The sequence below is a fragment of the Aeromonas sp. RU39B genome (assembly GCF_900156095.1).
In the GTDB taxonomy this organism is placed as follows: Bacteria; Pseudomonadota; Gammaproteobacteria; order Enterobacterales; family Aeromonadaceae; genus Aeromonas.
Genome location: NZ_FTMJ01000001.1, coordinates 521,913 through 538,046 on the forward strand (window position 1 = coordinate 521,913; position 16,134 = coordinate 538,046).

Here is a 16,134-nt window from a genome sequence, read left to right on the forward strand (position 1 = left end):
CTATCCTCTGTTTCGTCACGGATGGCGAACCGTGGAGCGCAAGGGTTGCGTTGTCACCTGACAAGCCTGAACTGTTTCACCGGCCTCTCGAGGCCGGTTTTTTTATATTCAGAGATGAAAAAGCCGACCATCAAGGTCGGCTCTTAGTCAGCAGGGCGGTTTAGGCGCTGACGGTTTCTGCTTTGGCACTGGTCGGTGCCGGGGTGCGAATGAGGTAGTCAAACGCACCGAGCGCAGCGGTGGCACCGGCACCCATCGAGATGATGATCTGCTTGAACGGTGCGGTCGTGGCGTCACCCGCAGCGTAGACACCCGGCAGCGAGGTGGCACCCTTGGTGTCGATCTCGATCTCGCCAAAACGGGTCAGGGTAATGTCGCTGCCCTTGAGGAACTCGGTGTTTGGCACCAGACCAATCTGTACGAAGATACCGGCCAGTTCGACCTGTTTGATCTCACCGGTCGTGCGATCTTCGTAGGTCAATCCGGTCACCTTGGCGCCATCACCCAGCACTTCGGTGGTACGGGCGCTCATAATGATCTCGACGTTTGGCAACGAGCGGGCCTTCTTCTGCAGCACTTCGTCGGCGCGCAGAGTATCGGCAAACTCCAGCACGGTGACGTGCTCGACAATGCCGGCCAGATCGATGGCGGCTTCAATCCCGGAGTTACCACCGCCGACCACGGCGACGCGCTTGCCCTTAAAGAAGGGGCCATCGCAGTGCGGGCAGTAGGCCACACCCTTGGTGCGATACTCCACTTCACCCGGCACATTCAGATCGCGCCAGCGGGCACCGGTCGCCAGGATCACCGAGCGGCTCTTGAGGGTGGCGCCAGAGTTGAGGGCCACTTCCACATAATCACCCTTGGTGACCGTCGCCACCCGTTGCTCGGTGATGATATCGACACCGTATTGTTTGACGTGTTGCTCGAGACTGGCGGCCAGCTTGGGGCCTTCGGTGTAGGGCACAGAGATAAAGTTCTCAATCCCCATGGTGTCCATCACCTGACCACCAAAACGCTCGGCAACAATGGCGGTACGAATGCCTTTACGTGCGGCATAAATCGCTGCCGAGGCGCCAGCAGGGCCACCGCCGACCACCAGCACATCATAGGGTGCGCGCTCGCTCAGCTCCGCCGCTTTACGCTCACTGGCACCGCTGTCGACCTTGGCCAGGATCTCTTCGAGGGTGGTGCGGCCGTGGCTAAACGGTTGACCGTTCAGGTAAACATTCGGCACAGCCATGATTTGGCGCTCGTTCACTTCGTCCTGGAACAGGGCACCATCGATCATCACGTGAGTGATGTTCGGGTTGAGGGTCGCCATCAGGTTCAGCGCCTGCACCACGTCCGGGCAGTTGTGGCAGGAGAGCGAGATATAGGTCTCGAAGTGGAACTCGCCCTTCAGATTTTTGATCTGCTCCAGCACGGCCGGGTCGGCCTTGGAGGGGTGACCGCCGCTTTGCAGCAAGGCCAGAACCAGCGAGGTAAATTCGTGTCCCATCGGGATGCCGGCAAAGTGCACACGCGGAGCTTGCCCTTGCGGGGCGATGCTCATGGAAGGCTTGCGAGCAGCATGACCGGTGGTCAGGGTAATCTTGGGCGACATGCCGCTGATCTCTTCGGCCAGCGCCAGCAGTTCGGCGGATTTGTCGCTTTCATTGCCGGTCACGCTGATCTCGATCGGATTGACAATGTACTGCAGATAAGTGTTGAGCTGTTGCTTGAGATTGGTATCCAACATCTTCAAAGTTCCTTTATCAAGATTCAGTGCGCCGGAAACGGGACCGGCCCATGAGTGGGCCGGTCACGATGGATGCAAGGGAGGCTTAGATCTTGCCTACCAGGTCCAGGGACGGCGCCAGAGTGGCTTCGCCTTCCTTCCACTTGGCCGGGCAAACTTCACCCGGGTGGGAGGCAACGTATTGGGCAGCCTTGACCTTGCGCAGCAGTTCCAGTGCGTCACGGCCGATACCACCGGCGTTGATTTCAACGATTTGGATAACGCCTTGCGGGTCAATCACGAAGGTACCGCGGTCAGCCAGACCGGCTTCTTCGATCATCACGCCGAAGTTGCGGGTGATGGTGCCGGTCGGGTCACCGATCATCGGATACTGGATCTTTTTGATGGTGTCGGAAGTGTCGTGCCACGCCTTGTGGGTGAAGTGGGTGTCGGTGGAGACAGAGTAGATTTCCACACCCAGCTTCTGGAATTCGGCGTAGTTGTCCGCCAGGTCGCCCAGCTCGGTCGGGCAGACGAAGGTGAAGTCAGCCGGGTAGAAGAACACGACGGACCACTTGCCCTTCAGGTCAGCGTCGGAAACCTGGACGAACTTGCCATTGTGATAGGCGGTAGCGTTGAACGGCTTGATTTCGGTGTTGATATAGGTAGACATGCTCAGGGCTCCTTGGTCGATGTCTTTCGTTGATTTCTGCTCTGTTCAAGCATTGCTGCTTAACTGGTTGCCAATATAGCCCGTTTTCTCAATCGAACAAAATGGCAATTTCCTATCGCTTAAATCACTTTTTTAGATTAGGCGTCCACTCTCCTGCAGACCGCCCTGTCTCCGAGGAGGCATTACAATAGTCTCGAGCGAGGCACATTACCATGCGCCAAGTCACAGATTAATCGTGGATTGAATTCGGTGCGTCTTCTGCGCAGCGCAGCGTGTGATAACCGCTCACAACCCGACTGATGGTGGTTAGCAGGCAGAGCAGGGCAAAGCCATAGGCGAGCAGCGCAAACCACTCGGGCCACAGGCACATGAGCATAAACAGGGCCATGGTTTCACTGCCCTCGGTCAGGCCGCCCAAATAATAGAGGGATTTATAGCGATGCTGCTGGGTGAGGCCCCGTTTGCCGGCCATCACCGCAAAGGCCAAGAAACTGGCGGCGGTGCCCATAAAGCTGGTGAGCAGCGTTGCTGCCGCCAGCGCATTGTCAGCCGGGCTGGCCAGGGCGAAGCCCAGAACCACGCTGGCGTAGAAGATAAAATCGAGGGTGATATCAAGAAATCCCCCACTATCGCGCAGCCCCTGCTGGCGCGCCAGCGCACCATCGAGCCCGTCGCAGAGGCGATTGAGCGCAATGGCCAGCAGCGCCGCTTGATAGCAGTGCCAGGCCAGTAGCGGCACGGCGAGCATGCCGATGGCAAAGCCGGTGATAGTCACGGTATTGGCCTTGACGCCGCGCCGGCCGAGAAAGGCGGCGACCCGCGCCAGTGGGCGATAGGTCAAGGGTTGCAGGTAGCTATCAAGCATGCGGCGTCTCCCAAGATCCTGTGAGCTGCACGATGTCAGCAGGCGCATCGTTGGGATCATGGGTGACCATGAGCACCGGGATCTGCTGCGTTTGCGCGAACACCCAGCGGCGAAAGGCTGCGCGAAGCGGCTGGTCGAGTTTAGAAAACGGCTCATCGAGCAGTAACGCCCGTGGCCGGGCCAGCAGGGCGCGCAGCACACTGATGCGGGCGCGCTCACCGCCGGAGATCTGGTGCGGCAGGCGCGTGGCCAGCGCCGATAGCCCAGCTTGCTCCAGTGCTGCGCTGACGCGTTCCATGCGCTCGCCCTTTCTGCCCGCTGCCGTGGCAAACAGCAGGTTTTCGGCGACGGTCAGGTGCGCAAACAACAGGTCGTCTTGAAACAGCAAACCGATGCCGCGCCGCTCGATGGGCAGCTGATCAAACGGCTCGCCATCAAGATGCAGTGCACCCTGCCAGCTGACCGGTGCCAAGGTGTGCGTATCATGGCGCGGCAGCGAGCCGATAATGGCTGCAAGCAGCGAGCTTTTACCGCAGCCGCTTGGCCCCATCAGGGTGAGCGGCGCGCCAGCACTGACCTGCAACGTAGGCAGATGCAGTAGCGGCGTGTGGTGGCGATAAATCGTAAAAGCAGTCAGCGTCAGCATGTTCGGCGCTCCAACGGATTCACTCTGCCTGGCAACCAGAGCGCCAGCGCAAAGCCAAGCAAGGGGATCAGGGTCTGCAACAAGCCATAGAGACCGGCTAGGCGGCGATTCAGGCCACTGCCAATCGCTACCGCTTCAGTGGTCAGGGTGATGATGCGGCCGCCCCCGAGCAAGAGCGTTGGCAAATATTGGGCGAGACTGACCGCCAAGCCAACCGCAAAGGCCGCCATCAGTGGGCGGATCAGAAGTGGCAACTTAATCCGCACTACGCTGCGCCAAGGGCTGGCCCCCAGGCTTTGCGCCGCTATCAGCAAACGCTGATCAAAACCCTGCCATGGGCCGTGCAGGCAAAGATAGACATAGGGAAAGACCCACAGAAGATGGCCGGCCAGCACAGTGCTAAATCCGGGCTCGATATTAAGCCGCGCCAGCGCCAACTCGATGCCAAGCAGCAGGCTCGCCTGAGGCAGCAGCAGCGGCAAACAGATAAACCACAACGCCATCGGGCGGCGGGACTCGAGCTCTAGCAACGCCCAGATAAGCGCCAGCGTGGCGCTCAGCACCGCCAGCAGCAATGTCTGAGCAAGCAGTGGCCACACGCTGGCTAGGCTCTCTTGCCACAGCCGGGCCGTGACGCCTTGTGGCAGTAATGCCGGAAAAGGCCAGCGCCGAGCCAGCGACCAGAGCAGCAGCGCGGTCAGCACCAGCAGATAGATGCAGGTGATGGCCCGGGTGAACCCTGCGGGCCACTCATAATGGCGGGCGGTGCGGCGTATTCCATCGAGCCAGTAGCGCTTCATGGCGTGGCAATAGCCCCACTCCAGCGCGCGCAATATGCCAAGGACCAGCAGCGTCAGTGCCAGTAACAGCAGGGCGCCGCGATGAGCCAGCGGGTGGAGGGTGAGATCGGCGCTTTGGCTCCAGAGCCACAACTGCTGAGCCAGCACCGGCGGCGCGTCAGGCCCCAGCAGCAATGGCAAGTCGACCACGCCGCAGCCATACGCCGCCACCGCAGCGAGCGGCAGACGCATAACCGGCCACAGCGATGGGATAAGTAAACGCCACCAGATCTGGGCAGGCGCAAAGCCCAGTGAACGTCCCACCATCAGTTGCCGGTTGATAGCCTGTTCGGGCAATCGGGCCAGCGCCATCAGCAGCAAAAATGGTAGCTCTTTGAGCAGCAGCACCACAATCAGCCCGCATCCCAGCGGGTCACGCAGGGTCTGCCAGTCAGGTGGTTGCGACCAGTTAAATAACTGCGCGGGCAGACGTAATAGCCAGCCCGACGGTGCCAGCATAAACGCCAACCCAACGGCAAACGCCACATGCGGCAGGGCTAACAGTGGTGAGAGTCGGCCACTTAGGCGAGTTAATGCAGCCGACCCCCAACCATGGGCCAGCAGAGCACACAGCAGAGCAAAGCCAAGCAGCGTAGAGGCCAGCGCTATCCAGCCGGTCAGCAGCACAGCGCGGAGGAGCCCCGGTGCCAGCAGCAGTGCCTGCCAGTCAGGGTAACTGCCATTGCCAAAGACGAGTGGTGCACTAACAGGCAGGGCGCCAAGTAGCAGTGCGCCAAGGCCAAGCAGCAGTGGCCCGCCCAGCCCCAGCAGGGTGAGCAGACGGACAAGGTGGGTCACTGGCGTGCCTGACACGGGATGTTACTGGCCGTAGCGGCGTGCCCACTCGCGCTCGAGCAGGGTCTGCCAGCTGGGATGGAGCTCGGCGCGGGCGGTAAAGCGCAGCGCCGGCAGAGTGCCTTTGGGCAAGTATTCGGGTTTGAGCACGCTCGGATCGCCCCACATAGCGGGATCCGCCTTACGGGCCTGCGCCTCGGGGCTTAACAGGAAGTTGATCACCACCAGAGCCCCGGCGCGGGATGTCGCGTTAAAAGGGATCGCCAGAAAATGGGCATTGGTCAGCGCCCCTTTTTGCATCACCATCGCCTCGACCGTGGCCGGCAGCTCGCCGCTTTTTACCGCATAGGCCGCTTCTTGCGGGTTAAAACTGACTGCCATATCGAGCTCGCCATCATCGAGCAGTTGGCGGGTTTCGGCCGCGCCGGTCGGGAACAGCTTGCCTGAGCGCCACAGCGCCGGATGCAGGGCATCGAGCCAGTGCCACAGCGGCGCACTGACGCGCTTGAACGTGGCCGCATCGGCCGGTCGGTAGAGTGGCGCCGTGTCGTTGCTAAGATCGAGCAGCATCTGTTTTAGAAAGCTCGAGCCGTGAAATTGCGGCGGTTTGGGATAGGTAAAGCGGCCTGGGTGGGCCTTGGCCCAAGCCAGCAGAGCACTTGCGCTGGTGGGCAGCGCCGCAACGCGCGCCTTGTCGACCATCAAGTTAAACTGCGCCATGCCCCACGGGGCCTCCAGACCGTCGACCGGTACCGTGAAGTCCTTATCCAGAGGCAGCGTGTTATCAACCAGCGCCATGTTGGGCAGTTCTGCGGTGAAAGGGGCGCCCAGCAGATGATGCTCTTTGAGTGATTTGAAGTTGGCGCCGTTTACCCACAACAGATCGATGCTGCCGCCGCTGTTTTTACCCACGATTTTCTGTGCCTGCAGCGCGGCTACGCTCGGGGCAATATCGGCCACTTTGACCGGCACCAAGGTGACGTCATAGCGCTGCTTGATGGTTTGCGCAGCCCACGCAAGATAGCGGTTCACCTCCTCACTGCCCCCCCAGGCGTGCAGGTAGACCTGCTCGCCGCGTGCGCTGTGCAGCGTTTTTTGCCAGGTGGGCGAGGCGTCATCCGCCGCCAGTGCGGGCAGAGCGCAGAGTAAGGCCAGAAGGCCAACCAAGTGATGGCGCAGGGTCATGATTCACTCCTTGTTATCGGAAGGCGCTGTGGGTGTCTGGTGCGAAGGTGGCGGGCGGCGCAGTGTGCGTGCCATCAGTTTGCCTGCCCAGGGGAGAAGCGCCAATAGAGACAGCCCCAGCAGCAAGCCCGGTGAGAGAATATCGCCGGTGCTGGTCAGCTGCCCCAGCTCGCGCCCGGCCAGCACATAGACAAAGGTTGCGGGAAGCATGCCAAGCCAGCTGGCCCAGGCGTAGGTCAGCAGTGGCAAGCGGGTTAACCCCAGCAGCAGGTTAACCAGGAAAAAGGGAAACAGGGGCACCAGACGCAAGGTCAGCAGATAGGCTACCCCATCGCTGGCCAAGCCTTGATTGATGCGGGTCACGGCCTTGGCAAAGCGCCGGCTGACCCAATCGCGCAGCACATAACGCGCCGCCAGAAAGCTCAAGCTGGCTCCCAGCGTGCTGGCCAGCGAGACCATGATGATGCCGGGGAGCCAGCCAAACAGAGCGCCGCCCGCGAGCGTTAACAGAGAGGCCCAGGGCAGGGAGAGTGCGGTGCTGACCACATAGAGCAGAAAAAACGTCCCGGCGGCGGTGATGAAATGGGCATCGACCCAGGCTTGCCACTGCGCGTGATGTTGCTGCAAGGCGCCCAGCGAGAGCCAGGAATCTGGCAACAGCAGTGAAAGCGCAGCGAGCGTGATCAGCAGCACCAACAGACCCATGCGCTTCACGGTTACTCCTTGCGAGTAGGCTGCACCGGCAGCTGGCAGAACCCCTGCGGCGGAACGTCCAACGCTGCGTTAAATTTGGCCGACATGTTTTGAAAGGCGATAAGCCCGGTCAGCTCGACCATGGCATCGTCATCGAACCAGGTTTTCAGGCGCGCTGCCTGCTCATCGCTCACCCCATCCAGCCCGGTCATCGCTTCGGCGTACTCCAGCACCGCTCGCTCACGCTCATCAAACAGGGGGGCGTCGCGCCAATTGCTGAGTGCTTCAACCTTGTCGCTGGAGCCGGCGCGTTTTATCAGGGTCATGGCGTTGATGTCGACGCAAAAGCGGCACCAGTTAAGCTGCGATACCCGCACGGTGACCAGCGAACGCAGCACCGGGTCGATGGGAGAGCGGCGGCGGTTGATCACGCCATATAAAGTGGCGACGGCAGCAAACAGGCGCGGCGAGCGTCCCCAGCATTTGCCGGGGATCAGCACCTGTCCGTAGTTACGTTGTTGCAGCCAGAAAAAAGGGCGGATAAACCAGGCATACTGATTATCGGGTTTGAGCGTGATACGCATGATCACTCCTTAAGGTAGGCGGGCAGCGGCTTTGGGCTGGTGTTTTTCCAGTTCGCTGGCCAGCTCCTGCATAAATTTTTCAACCCGCGTTCGGTTGACACCAAGGTCGTGGCGACCGCTTCGCGAGGCCGAGCGCATGTCCACGCGCACTTTGGCGCCCATCTGTACGCGCAGGGCGATGTCATCCTGAAACCCGAACCAGAAGCTGGTGGCCACGGCCTGCAGGCCGGTGGGGGTGCGAATGGTCTGCCAGCCGTGGGCCTGCATCAGCTTTTCGGCAAGACCCACCACCTCTTCGGGTAGCGCCGAGACGCTGAGCGGGCCGGGCATTACGCGCTCGGTGGCAAGTTGCCCCGGGTTGATCGCCAGATCATCAGCACTGCGCAGGCTATGGGCCCACGTCAGGGCCGGTGGATTGAGCGGGTCGGTACTGACGTCGTTTTCGATCGGCAGATAGAGGGCTTTGCCCGCCAGATAGAGAAATCCCACGACCGGGATCAGCGCCGCCAGCAGTGTGAGCTTGGGACGGCGTAAGGGACGGCGCAGCAACAACCAGAACGCTGGCAACAACGAGAGCAGGCTACAGGCTACGCCCGTGGTCCAGGGCCAGATCTGCAGGCGACCGAGCAAGGGGCCACTTATCAGCAACAGTAAGGAGAGGATCGGAAGAAACAGATTGTCTGACATGCACAGGGTCTCGTCTGGAAGACCCTTAGGATACCTGTTAAGCGAGCGACATGCATCGCTTGCGCTGTTGCACAATGCAGTCAGACAGTGGAAGTCATTGCAAAATGCAATCTTAGCGGCGGTAGAGCACTTTTATCAGGTGAAAACCGAATTTGGTTCGCACCGGTCCCAGCACAGTCAGTAACTCGCCTTTAAACACGGCATCATCAAAGGCTTTGACCATATCGCCGCGGGAAAACTCGCCCAGATCGCCGCCCCGTTTACCGGATGGACAGGTGGAATGGCGCTTGGCCAGCTGTCCAAAATCGGCACCCTTGGCCAGTTTTTCCTTCAGAGCCAGACATTCACGTTCGGTCTTGACCAGAATGTGCAGGGCGCAGGCGGTTTTCATCAATCACTCCTGATGGCAGGGGCGGGGTGCCCCGGGGCCGCAAGAGTAGCGTAAAAGCAAGGAGACGTCAGGAGATTGTTGCGGCGCTGGCTTATTGAGTGGTCAGTCGGGCACGGGGGCGGGCTTGCCAGATCACTTCAAAGGCCAGTAATCCGTAAACGCACCAGACTGCAATCGGGTTCATCCAGGCACCGCCCATATCCATGATAGCCATGGGCGGCAACGCCAGCAGCAAGGTGGTCACGGGCAGACGCCAGGCAAAGGAGAGGGTTGTAGAGAAGCCAAGACCGACCAGCAGAAACAGACCAAAGGGCAGATTGATGGCGGTAAAGGCCAGAGCCTTTTCCCCCGGCATGCCGGTCAGCAGTGCCACCAGAGCACAGACGCAGGCCAGGAAAGTCAGAAATTCGATGCGTTCAGCCACAAAATCGGCCATGCGCTCGGTACGCTCGCTCAGGGTCATTGTCACGTCTCCTAGGTTAAATCTGTGATGAGTATCGTACTTTTCTGTTCGGATTCTCAGCGGAATTAATCGATTGGTGCAACCGAGCTATTCGTAGCAGTTTGCAACGCGATGGTTTCTTGAGCACCCTGCGACAAAATCAGGCAAACAGTGCGCCAAGTTGGTCAAAGCGGAACCATTTGCCCGCCATGCTGTCTGCCAGAATGGGCGGCTGTGATAGGATGGCTAGCAATGACGGTCAGGCCAGTGCGCGACAAGGCTGATAAAACGACAATAAACGGGTGAACAGGTGAGAAGAGGCGTGATGTCAGCACCTTGCTGGCTAATGTTGGGGACACTCTTTTGCATGTTCTGGCTGGCATTGCCTGCGCAGGCGGCCGGCAAGCTGACCTATGAGGTGCAGGGACTAAAAGGTGAACCGCTGGATAATGTCCGGACCTATCTGGATGGATTACCGGCCTATCAGCCGCATCAGCTAAGGGCGGTGCGCGACAAGATCCGCGAGGCAGTGACCCGTGGCTTGCAGGCGGTGGGCTATTACCAGCCCGAGATAACCCTCACGCGTGACCCCAAGGTGCGTGAGAAGATGCTCATCAAGATCAACGCGGGCAAACCGGTTCGGGTGCGTCATGTGGATATTCTGCTGCGCGGTGATGCCGGGCAGGATGAGGCCTTCAGCCAGTTGCTCGACAAACTCCCGCTAAAAGAGGGGGAGATCTTTCATCACGGCCGCTATGAATCAATCAAATCCAGCCTCGGTAGTCTGGGCCTGTCGCGCGGCTATTTCGACGCGCGGCTGCGCAAAAGCGAGGTGAAGGTTTACCCCGATCAGCAGGCTGCCGACATTTTGATCCTGTTTGATGCCGGGCGTCGTTATCACTACGGCGATATTCGCTATGAGGCGAGCCCCGAGGCCGTCAAGCTTATCCGCCCACTTATCCGCATTCACACCGGTGAGCCTTATCTGGCCACAGATCTGGCCGAGATGTCGCAAAATGTGTCGGCAACCAGTCTGTTTCGGGAAACCGATATTCGTCCGGTGATGGCTGAGGCGAAGGATGGCATTGTGCCGGTGCGGGTCACCCTGACGCCCCGTGACAAGCATGAGGTGGAGGCCGGTATCGGGTTTTCCACCGATGAAGGGCCGCGGGTGTCGGGCAGTTGGGAAAAACCCTGGGTCAACAGCTATGGCCACAAGCTCAAGACCGAGTTCAAGGTCTCTCAACCTAAGGCAGAAGTCAGCCTGGATTACCAGATCCCGGTGGGCAATCCGCTGGAGGATTACTATTCGGTGCTCAGTGGCTTCAAGCACGAAGATCTCAACGATACCCAGTCTGATCTCACTACGGTGGGTTTGCACCGCTGGAAGAAAAAGAGCAATGGCTGGGATAGGGATCTCTATTTTCGGGTGCTCTACGAAGATTATGTGCAAGCCAGCGAGAGCGGCAACAGTCTGCTGTTGCTGCCGGGAGTCTCCTGGTCGCGGCTACGGATGCGCGGTGGGCCCGTGCCCAGTTGGGGCGATCGCCAGCAGTGGCTGGTAGAAGTTTCTGACCCTTCCTGGGGCTCTGATATCAGCTTTATTCGCACCTGGGGGCGAACCAAGTGGCTGCGTACCCTGGGCGATGATCACCGCTTTTTGCTGCGCGCCGAGCAAGGCGCCATTATCGGCGACAGTTTCTCCAAGGTGCCCTCGTCGCTGCGCTTTTTCACCGGCGGTGATCAGACCGTGCGCGGCTTTGATTATGAAAGCATCTCGCCCACCGACAGCAATGGCGAGTTGCTCGGCGCCCGTTATGTGACGGCGGCGAGCGCCGAGTATAACTATCGCTTCAGCGAGCGCTGGCTGGGTGCCTTGTTCGTGGATGGCGGTACGGCAACCAACGACTATACCGAGGCGTGGAAAATCGGCACGGGTCTTGGCGTGCGCTGGGTGACGCCGGTGGGGATGGTGCGCGTCGATGTGGCGGTCGGGGTCTCCGAGCCGGACAAGCCCTGGCGGTTGCACTTTGCCTTGGGGCCTGATCTATGAAGTGGTTAGCGCAAATCCTCTTCTGGCTACTCGGTCTGTGCTTTTTGCTGCTGATCGGCGTCAGCCTGCTTGGCTTTACCCATGTCGGTAATCAATGGCTCTGGCTGCAGGCGCAAAAACAGTTGCCTGCTCTTAAAGGTGAGCTGGTGGCCGGCCAACTGGGTTATGGCTGGACGCTGGAGCATCTCTCTTGGCAGGGTGATGGGGTGCGCATTGCTGCGCGCAGAGTCGAGCTGGATTGGGATCTGGGTCGGCTACTCAAGGGGGAGCTGTGGATCCGAAACCTGGCGCTCGATGGCGCCGAGGTGCAGGTTGATGAGGGCAGCGAACCACAGCCAGACACGGTTGAACCCAGCCCGCCAGCCGAGCCGGATACCTCATCGGCAGAGGCCTGGCGCCCACTACCGCTACGGATCGAATTGCAGCAGCTGAGCGTCAATGGTTTAAGTGTCCATGTGCCTGACGTGTCACTGACACTGGCCAGTGGCAAACTCGGCGCCCAGTTTACCCGCCATGGTTTGACCGTCAGGAAGCCCTTCCTGCGCGGTCTGGATCTGCGAATTGGTGAACAGTCGCAGCAGCCGGGCGCGCCATCTGCCTCTGATAAAGAGGATAATGAACCGATAGCACTGCCTGCGGTGCATCTGCCATTTCCGGTGCTGGTGCAGTCACTGCGTCTGGAGCAAGGGCATTATCGCGATAGCTCACTCGATGAGCCGGTGCCACTGCTCGAACTGGACGGCAGTATGGTGGACGATCTGGTGCAGATTGACCGCCTGCATCTTGACCATCCACTGGCTGATGCCACGCTCAAGGGCCGTATCACCCTCTCCTCTGATTATCCCCTCAGTGCCAGACTTGATGGCACATTAGGCAAAATGCTGCTCGATGGTCGGCTGGCGGGTGAGCAACTCTCGCTTCACGCCAATGGCAGCGTGGCCAAGCTGGCCTTTGAGCTCGCAGGCAAGGGCGCGGTCAGCGCCACGGCCAAGGGGTCGCTGCAGCCGCTCGAGCCAAGCTTACCGTTTGCTGCCAGCATCAACTGGCCTGCTCTCGATTGGCCGCTGGCGGCGCGTAAAGAGGATCTCACCCGTTATCACCTGAAAAAAGGTAGCCTGAGCGCCCAGGGTTCACTCGATAACTATCAGCTTACGTTGGCAACGTCCGGGGAAGGCAGTGATGTGCCGCCCTTTACTCTGGATGTTAAGGCAAAGGGCGATCGAACGCGGTTTTCTGCTCTAACGCTGGGGCTCAAGGCGCTTGATGGTGAGATCAAGATCAAGGGGGCGCTTGGCTGGCACAAAGGGATCTCCTGGCAAGGGCAAGGGGAGTTTGCCAACCTCAATCCCGCCTGGTTTGATGAAAATATTAAAGGCGCGCTGTCGGGTGTTGTCGATAGCCGCTTTACCCTCGACGAGCAGGGGCACTGGCAATTGGCGCTGCCCAAAACCCGCATTGAGGGGCGGGTAAATCAGTGGCCACTCACGCTCGATGGCGAGCTCACCGGTAACGATGCCTTACGTTGGCAGATACCGGGGTTGACACTGGTCTCGGGTGCCAATCGTCTGGCGGTGAAAGGCTCGCTGGCCCCCGAGCGTTGGCAGCTTGATGCATCAGTTCAGGCGCCTGAGCTCACCGGTATTTATCCGGGCTTGAAAGGGGCGTTAAGCGGCAGTGCGACGCTGCGTGGCAATGCCAACAAACCTGCTGTGAAGCTTGATCTGACGGCCAGCCGGCTCTACTACTCTGGGCTGGATCTGCTGGATGCGGCCGTCAAGGGGGATGTCACGTTGGGGCCGGATCCGGCCGGCGAGGTGAGTGCTCGCGTGGCCGAGATAAAACAGGATGGCGTCAACCTGAAAGGCTTAACGGCGCAGTTGTCCGGTACTCTCAGTCAGCACAACCTGACGCTGTCAGTGCGCGGAAACCCGATAGGAACCGACCTGCGCCTGACCGGTCACAGCCGTGGCGATCGCTGGCAGGGCCAACTGGAGCAGTGGGTGGTGCGCTCGCCGCTGCGCCAATGGTCACTGCATGCACCCTGGTCGCTCGATGTGGATACCCGCCGCTGGCAAGCCCGTCACTCCGGGCTGTGTCTGGACTCGCAGGATGCCTCACTGTGCATCAAACCGGGAACGGTTGCCAAGACTGCGGGCGAGGCCGAGTTTGCCCTGACCCACTTTAATCTGACCCGCCTGCGCCCCTGGTTGCCAGAAGGTTTCGTCTGGCAGTCGGTGCTCTCGGCCGATGGGCGAATCGGTTGGCGTGGGGCCAAGCCCGAGCTGCATGCCAGAGTGCGCACCACGCCCGGCACGTTTCGTAGCGATCAGATCACCACGGCCTATGAGACGCTGCTGCTCGAGCTGGATCTTGATCCCAAGCAGGCCAGTGTCGCGTTGGCGTTCGAGTCAAACGCGCTGGGTAAGCTCAATACCCGCGTGCAGGTGGCCGATCCGATGGGACGTGGTGCGTTGGGTGGGGAGCTTGCGCTTGATGCGCTCAAGCCCGATGCCTTTGCGGCGCTGATCCCGGACGTGCGTGAGCTCAAAGGCTCCCTGTCCGGTCAGGCGCGCTTTGATGGCACGCTCAAGCGGCCGCTGCTGTTTGGTGACATTCGCCTGCGTGATGGCAAGGTGTTGACCACCTCGGACATGCTGACACTCAACGGGCTCGACACCCGCCTGACCATTGCCGGTGAGCGGGCCGATATTGATGGTAAGGTGTTGGTCGGCAAGGGGCCGCTGACTTTAGGTGGCAGCCTGAATTGGGCCACGCTACCGGTGCAGGGCAATCTGACACTGCGCGGCAAGGATCTCGAGGCGCAATACCCCGGCATGGGACGGGTGAAGGTAACGCCGGATCTCACTATTGCGCTTGGCGAGCAGACCCGGATCAGTGGCAGTATTGCCATCCCTTGGGCGCGCATCAATGTGAAGAACCTGCCGGAGAGTGCAGTCACTGTCTCCGATGATGTGGTGATTGTGCAAGATGCGCAGGCGCCCGCAAAGCCCGCAACCCCGCTGCCTTTATGGCTCAGGGTGCAGGTAGCGATTGGACCGGACGTGCAGCTCGATGCGCTGGGTCTGCGTACCCATCTGGCCGGTCAGGTGCGCCTGAGTCAAGATGAGGGCACACCCTTGGCCGCACGCGGTGACATCATGCTCAGCGATGGTCGTTTTCGTGCATATGGGCAGAACCTCATTATTCAGCAGGGGCGGATCCGCTTCTCCGGCCCGCTCGATGAGCCCTATCTGAACGTTGATGCCATTCGCAATCCCGACACGGTGGAAGATGACGTGACTGTGGGGGTTAAGGTCACCGGACCAGCCAGCAAGCCGACCTTGACGGTCTACTCGAACCCGACCTTGTCAGAATCCGAGCGGCTCTCATATCTGCTGCGCGGCAAGGGGTTGAGCACCAATGGCGAAGACTCTGGCATGAATGGGTTGCTGCTCTCTGGCGCCGTGGGCCTCGGTGGCGGGGTGGTGTCGTCGGTGGGCGAGAGTCTGGGGCTCAGTGATGTCAGTCTGGATACGACCGGCAGTGGCGATGATACCCAGGTGACCTTGTCGGCCTATCTGTTACCGGGATTGCAGCTGCAATATGGCGTCGGGGTGTTCAGTCCGATTGCCGAGTTTAAATTGCGCTACGAGCTGATGCCCAAGCTCTATCTTCAGGCGATGACCGGGTTGGCACAAGCGGTCGATCTCTTCTATCGCTTCGAGTTTTAACCCGCATCGCGTGCAATAAATGCAGCGCACAGAAATAACAAAGCCCGACCAATGGTCGGGCTTTGTGCAAGATGGTGGAGGGAGAAGGATTCGAACCTTCGAAGGCAGTGCCGTCAGATTTACAGTCTGATCCCTTTGGCCGCTCGGGAACCCCTCCGCAGGCAAAAATAGTAGCCGCTTTGCTCTGTCATGGGAAGCCTTTTGGTTTTTTCCCTTAACTTTCCAGATGATGGGTCGTTAAAGAGGGACCTTTTGGCAAGTTTGGAAACGGCATGAGCAAAGTGACAGTTCGGCTAGTCGATGAAACAGCGCTGGGTCAGCGGCTCAATCACGATGTGCAAAACAATGATCGCGCCGACTTTCAGCTCTATCTGGCGCTGCTCGATGAGCGGGTGGAGACGCAGCCCTGGTTTACGGGCAAGCCTGCCGACCAAGCACCTGCGATTGATTGGCGTGTCCATTTCCAATTGCCCGCCCCCGCGGTGCTGCAACAGGATGCTCCTGCCGATAGCAGTTGGCTCAATGCCTGTCTGTGTGAAGGGGGGAGTATGAGTGATATTCGCCTTGCCCTGGAGCTCACTCCACCACCGCTAAAAGGCGTCAATCCACTGCTCGAGCCTGATGTTTATCTCAACTTATCTGCCAGAGCCCGGGCGCGACTGACCAACGGTGAATGGATTAATGACGAGCAAAAGAGCGAGCACGTTGACCCGCAGCTGATGTTAAGTGTGCTGACCGAGCTTAATCAGGGTAGCGAGCCCCGCTTACACTGGGCTGCTTGAGCGGCACTTGTAACGGGCAGAGACGAAAAAGGCGGGAAATCCCGCCTT

At 59.8% G+C, this 16,134-nt stretch carries 14 protein-coding genes and 1 tRNA gene; 3 read left to right on the forward strand and 12 right to left on the reverse strand.

All coding sequences use genetic code 11. The features are described from left to right. Positions 1-160: 160 nt before the first annotated feature. The 11 genes from ahpF to BW958_RS02350 form a co-directional block, all read right to left on the reverse strand. A complete protein-coding gene (gene ahpF, locus BW958_RS02300) occupies positions 161-1,741 on the reverse strand; it encodes an alkyl hydroperoxide reductase subunit F (RefSeq protein ID WP_076573888.1) in 1,581 nt (526 codons plus the stop codon). An 85-nt stretch (positions 1,742-1,826) separates the two neighbouring features. Beyond that, a complete protein-coding gene (gene ahpC, locus BW958_RS02305) occupies positions 1,827-2,393 on the reverse strand; it encodes an alkyl hydroperoxide reductase subunit C (protein WP_076573890.1) in 567 nt (188 codons plus the stop codon). A 229-nt stretch (positions 2,394-2,622) separates the two neighbouring features. Further along, a complete protein-coding gene (locus tag BW958_RS02310; protein WP_076573892.1) occupies positions 2,623-3,258 on the reverse strand; it encodes a CDP-alcohol phosphatidyltransferase family protein in 636 nt (211 codons plus the stop codon). Further along, the gene (locus tag BW958_RS02315; protein WP_076573893.1) at positions 3,251-3,904 is read right to left on the reverse strand and encodes an ATP-binding cassette domain-containing protein; all 654 of its coding nucleotides are present in this window, start codon (positions 3,902-3,904) and stop codon (positions 3,251-3,253) included. Before BW958_RS02315 ends, BW958_RS02310 begins: the two co-directional genes overlap by 8 nt. Next, a complete protein-coding gene (locus BW958_RS02320; protein WP_256701777.1) occupies positions 3,898-5,541 on the reverse strand; it encodes an ABC transporter permease in 1,644 nt (547 codons plus the stop codon). The genes BW958_RS02315 and BW958_RS02320 overlap by 7 nt, the downstream gene beginning before the upstream one ends. A 21-nt stretch (positions 5,542-5,562) precedes the next feature. Next, positions 5,563-6,723 (reverse strand): ABC transporter substrate-binding protein, encoded by a 1,161-nt coding sequence (locus BW958_RS02325; RefSeq protein WP_076573894.1) that lies wholly within the window; start codon positions 6,721-6,723, stop codon positions 5,563-5,565. 3 nt (positions 6,724-6,726) lie between these two features. Continuing rightward, on the reverse strand, positions 6,727-7,428 hold the full coding sequence (locus BW958_RS02330) for a TVP38/TMEM64 family protein (RefSeq protein WP_076574115.1): 702 nt from the start codon (positions 7,426-7,428) through the stop codon (positions 6,727-6,729). A gap of 11 nt (positions 7,429-7,439) precedes the next feature. After that, positions 7,440-8,000 carry a carboxymuconolactone decarboxylase family protein gene (locus BW958_RS02335; RefSeq protein WP_076573896.1) on the reverse strand — a complete coding sequence of 187 codons (561 nt, stop codon included), beginning with the start codon at positions 7,998-8,000 and terminating at the stop codon, positions 7,440-7,442. Between the two features lie 9 nt (positions 8,001-8,009). Then, positions 8,010-8,687, reverse strand: a complete 678-nt coding sequence (locus BW958_RS02340; protein WP_076573898.1) for a DUF1499 domain-containing protein — start codon at positions 8,685-8,687, stop codon at positions 8,010-8,012. Positions 8,688-8,799: 112 nt separating this feature from the next. Continuing rightward, entirely contained in the window at positions 8,800-9,078 is a 279-nt protein-coding gene (locus tag BW958_RS02345; protein ID WP_076573900.1) for a peptidylprolyl isomerase, read from the reverse strand. A gap of 91 nt (positions 9,079-9,169) precedes the next feature. Continuing rightward, positions 9,170-9,535 carry a hypothetical protein gene (locus BW958_RS02350; protein ID WP_143232996.1) on the reverse strand — a complete coding sequence of 122 codons (366 nt, stop codon included), beginning with the start codon at positions 9,533-9,535 and terminating at the stop codon, positions 9,170-9,172. Positions 9,536-9,845: 310 nt separating this feature from the next. Here BW958_RS02350 and BW958_RS02355 point away from each other — a divergent pair, with 310 nt between their 5' ends. Continuing rightward, positions 9,846-11,573 carry an autotransporter assembly complex protein TamA gene (locus BW958_RS02355; protein ID WP_372628787.1) on the forward strand — a complete coding sequence of 576 codons (1,728 nt, stop codon included), beginning with the start codon at positions 9,846-9,848 and terminating at the stop codon, positions 11,571-11,573. Beyond that, entirely contained in the window at positions 11,570-15,304 is a 3,735-nt protein-coding gene (locus BW958_RS02360; RefSeq protein ID WP_076573906.1) for an autotransporter assembly complex protein TamB, read from the forward strand. Before BW958_RS02355 ends, BW958_RS02360 begins: the two co-directional genes overlap by 4 nt. 72 nt (positions 15,305-15,376) lie before the next feature. Here the strand turns inward: BW958_RS02360 and BW958_RS02365 are convergent. Beyond that, a tRNA-Tyr gene (locus BW958_RS02365) sits at positions 15,377-15,461 on the reverse strand. 115 nt (positions 15,462-15,576) lie between these two features. On the opposite strand from BW958_RS02365, the gene BW958_RS02370 reads away from it, so the two are divergent. Next, positions 15,577-16,086, forward strand: a complete 510-nt coding sequence (locus tag BW958_RS02370; RefSeq protein ID WP_076573908.1) for a VC2046/SO_2500 family protein — start codon at positions 15,577-15,579, stop codon at positions 16,084-16,086. Positions 16,087-16,134: the final 48 nt, after the last annotated feature.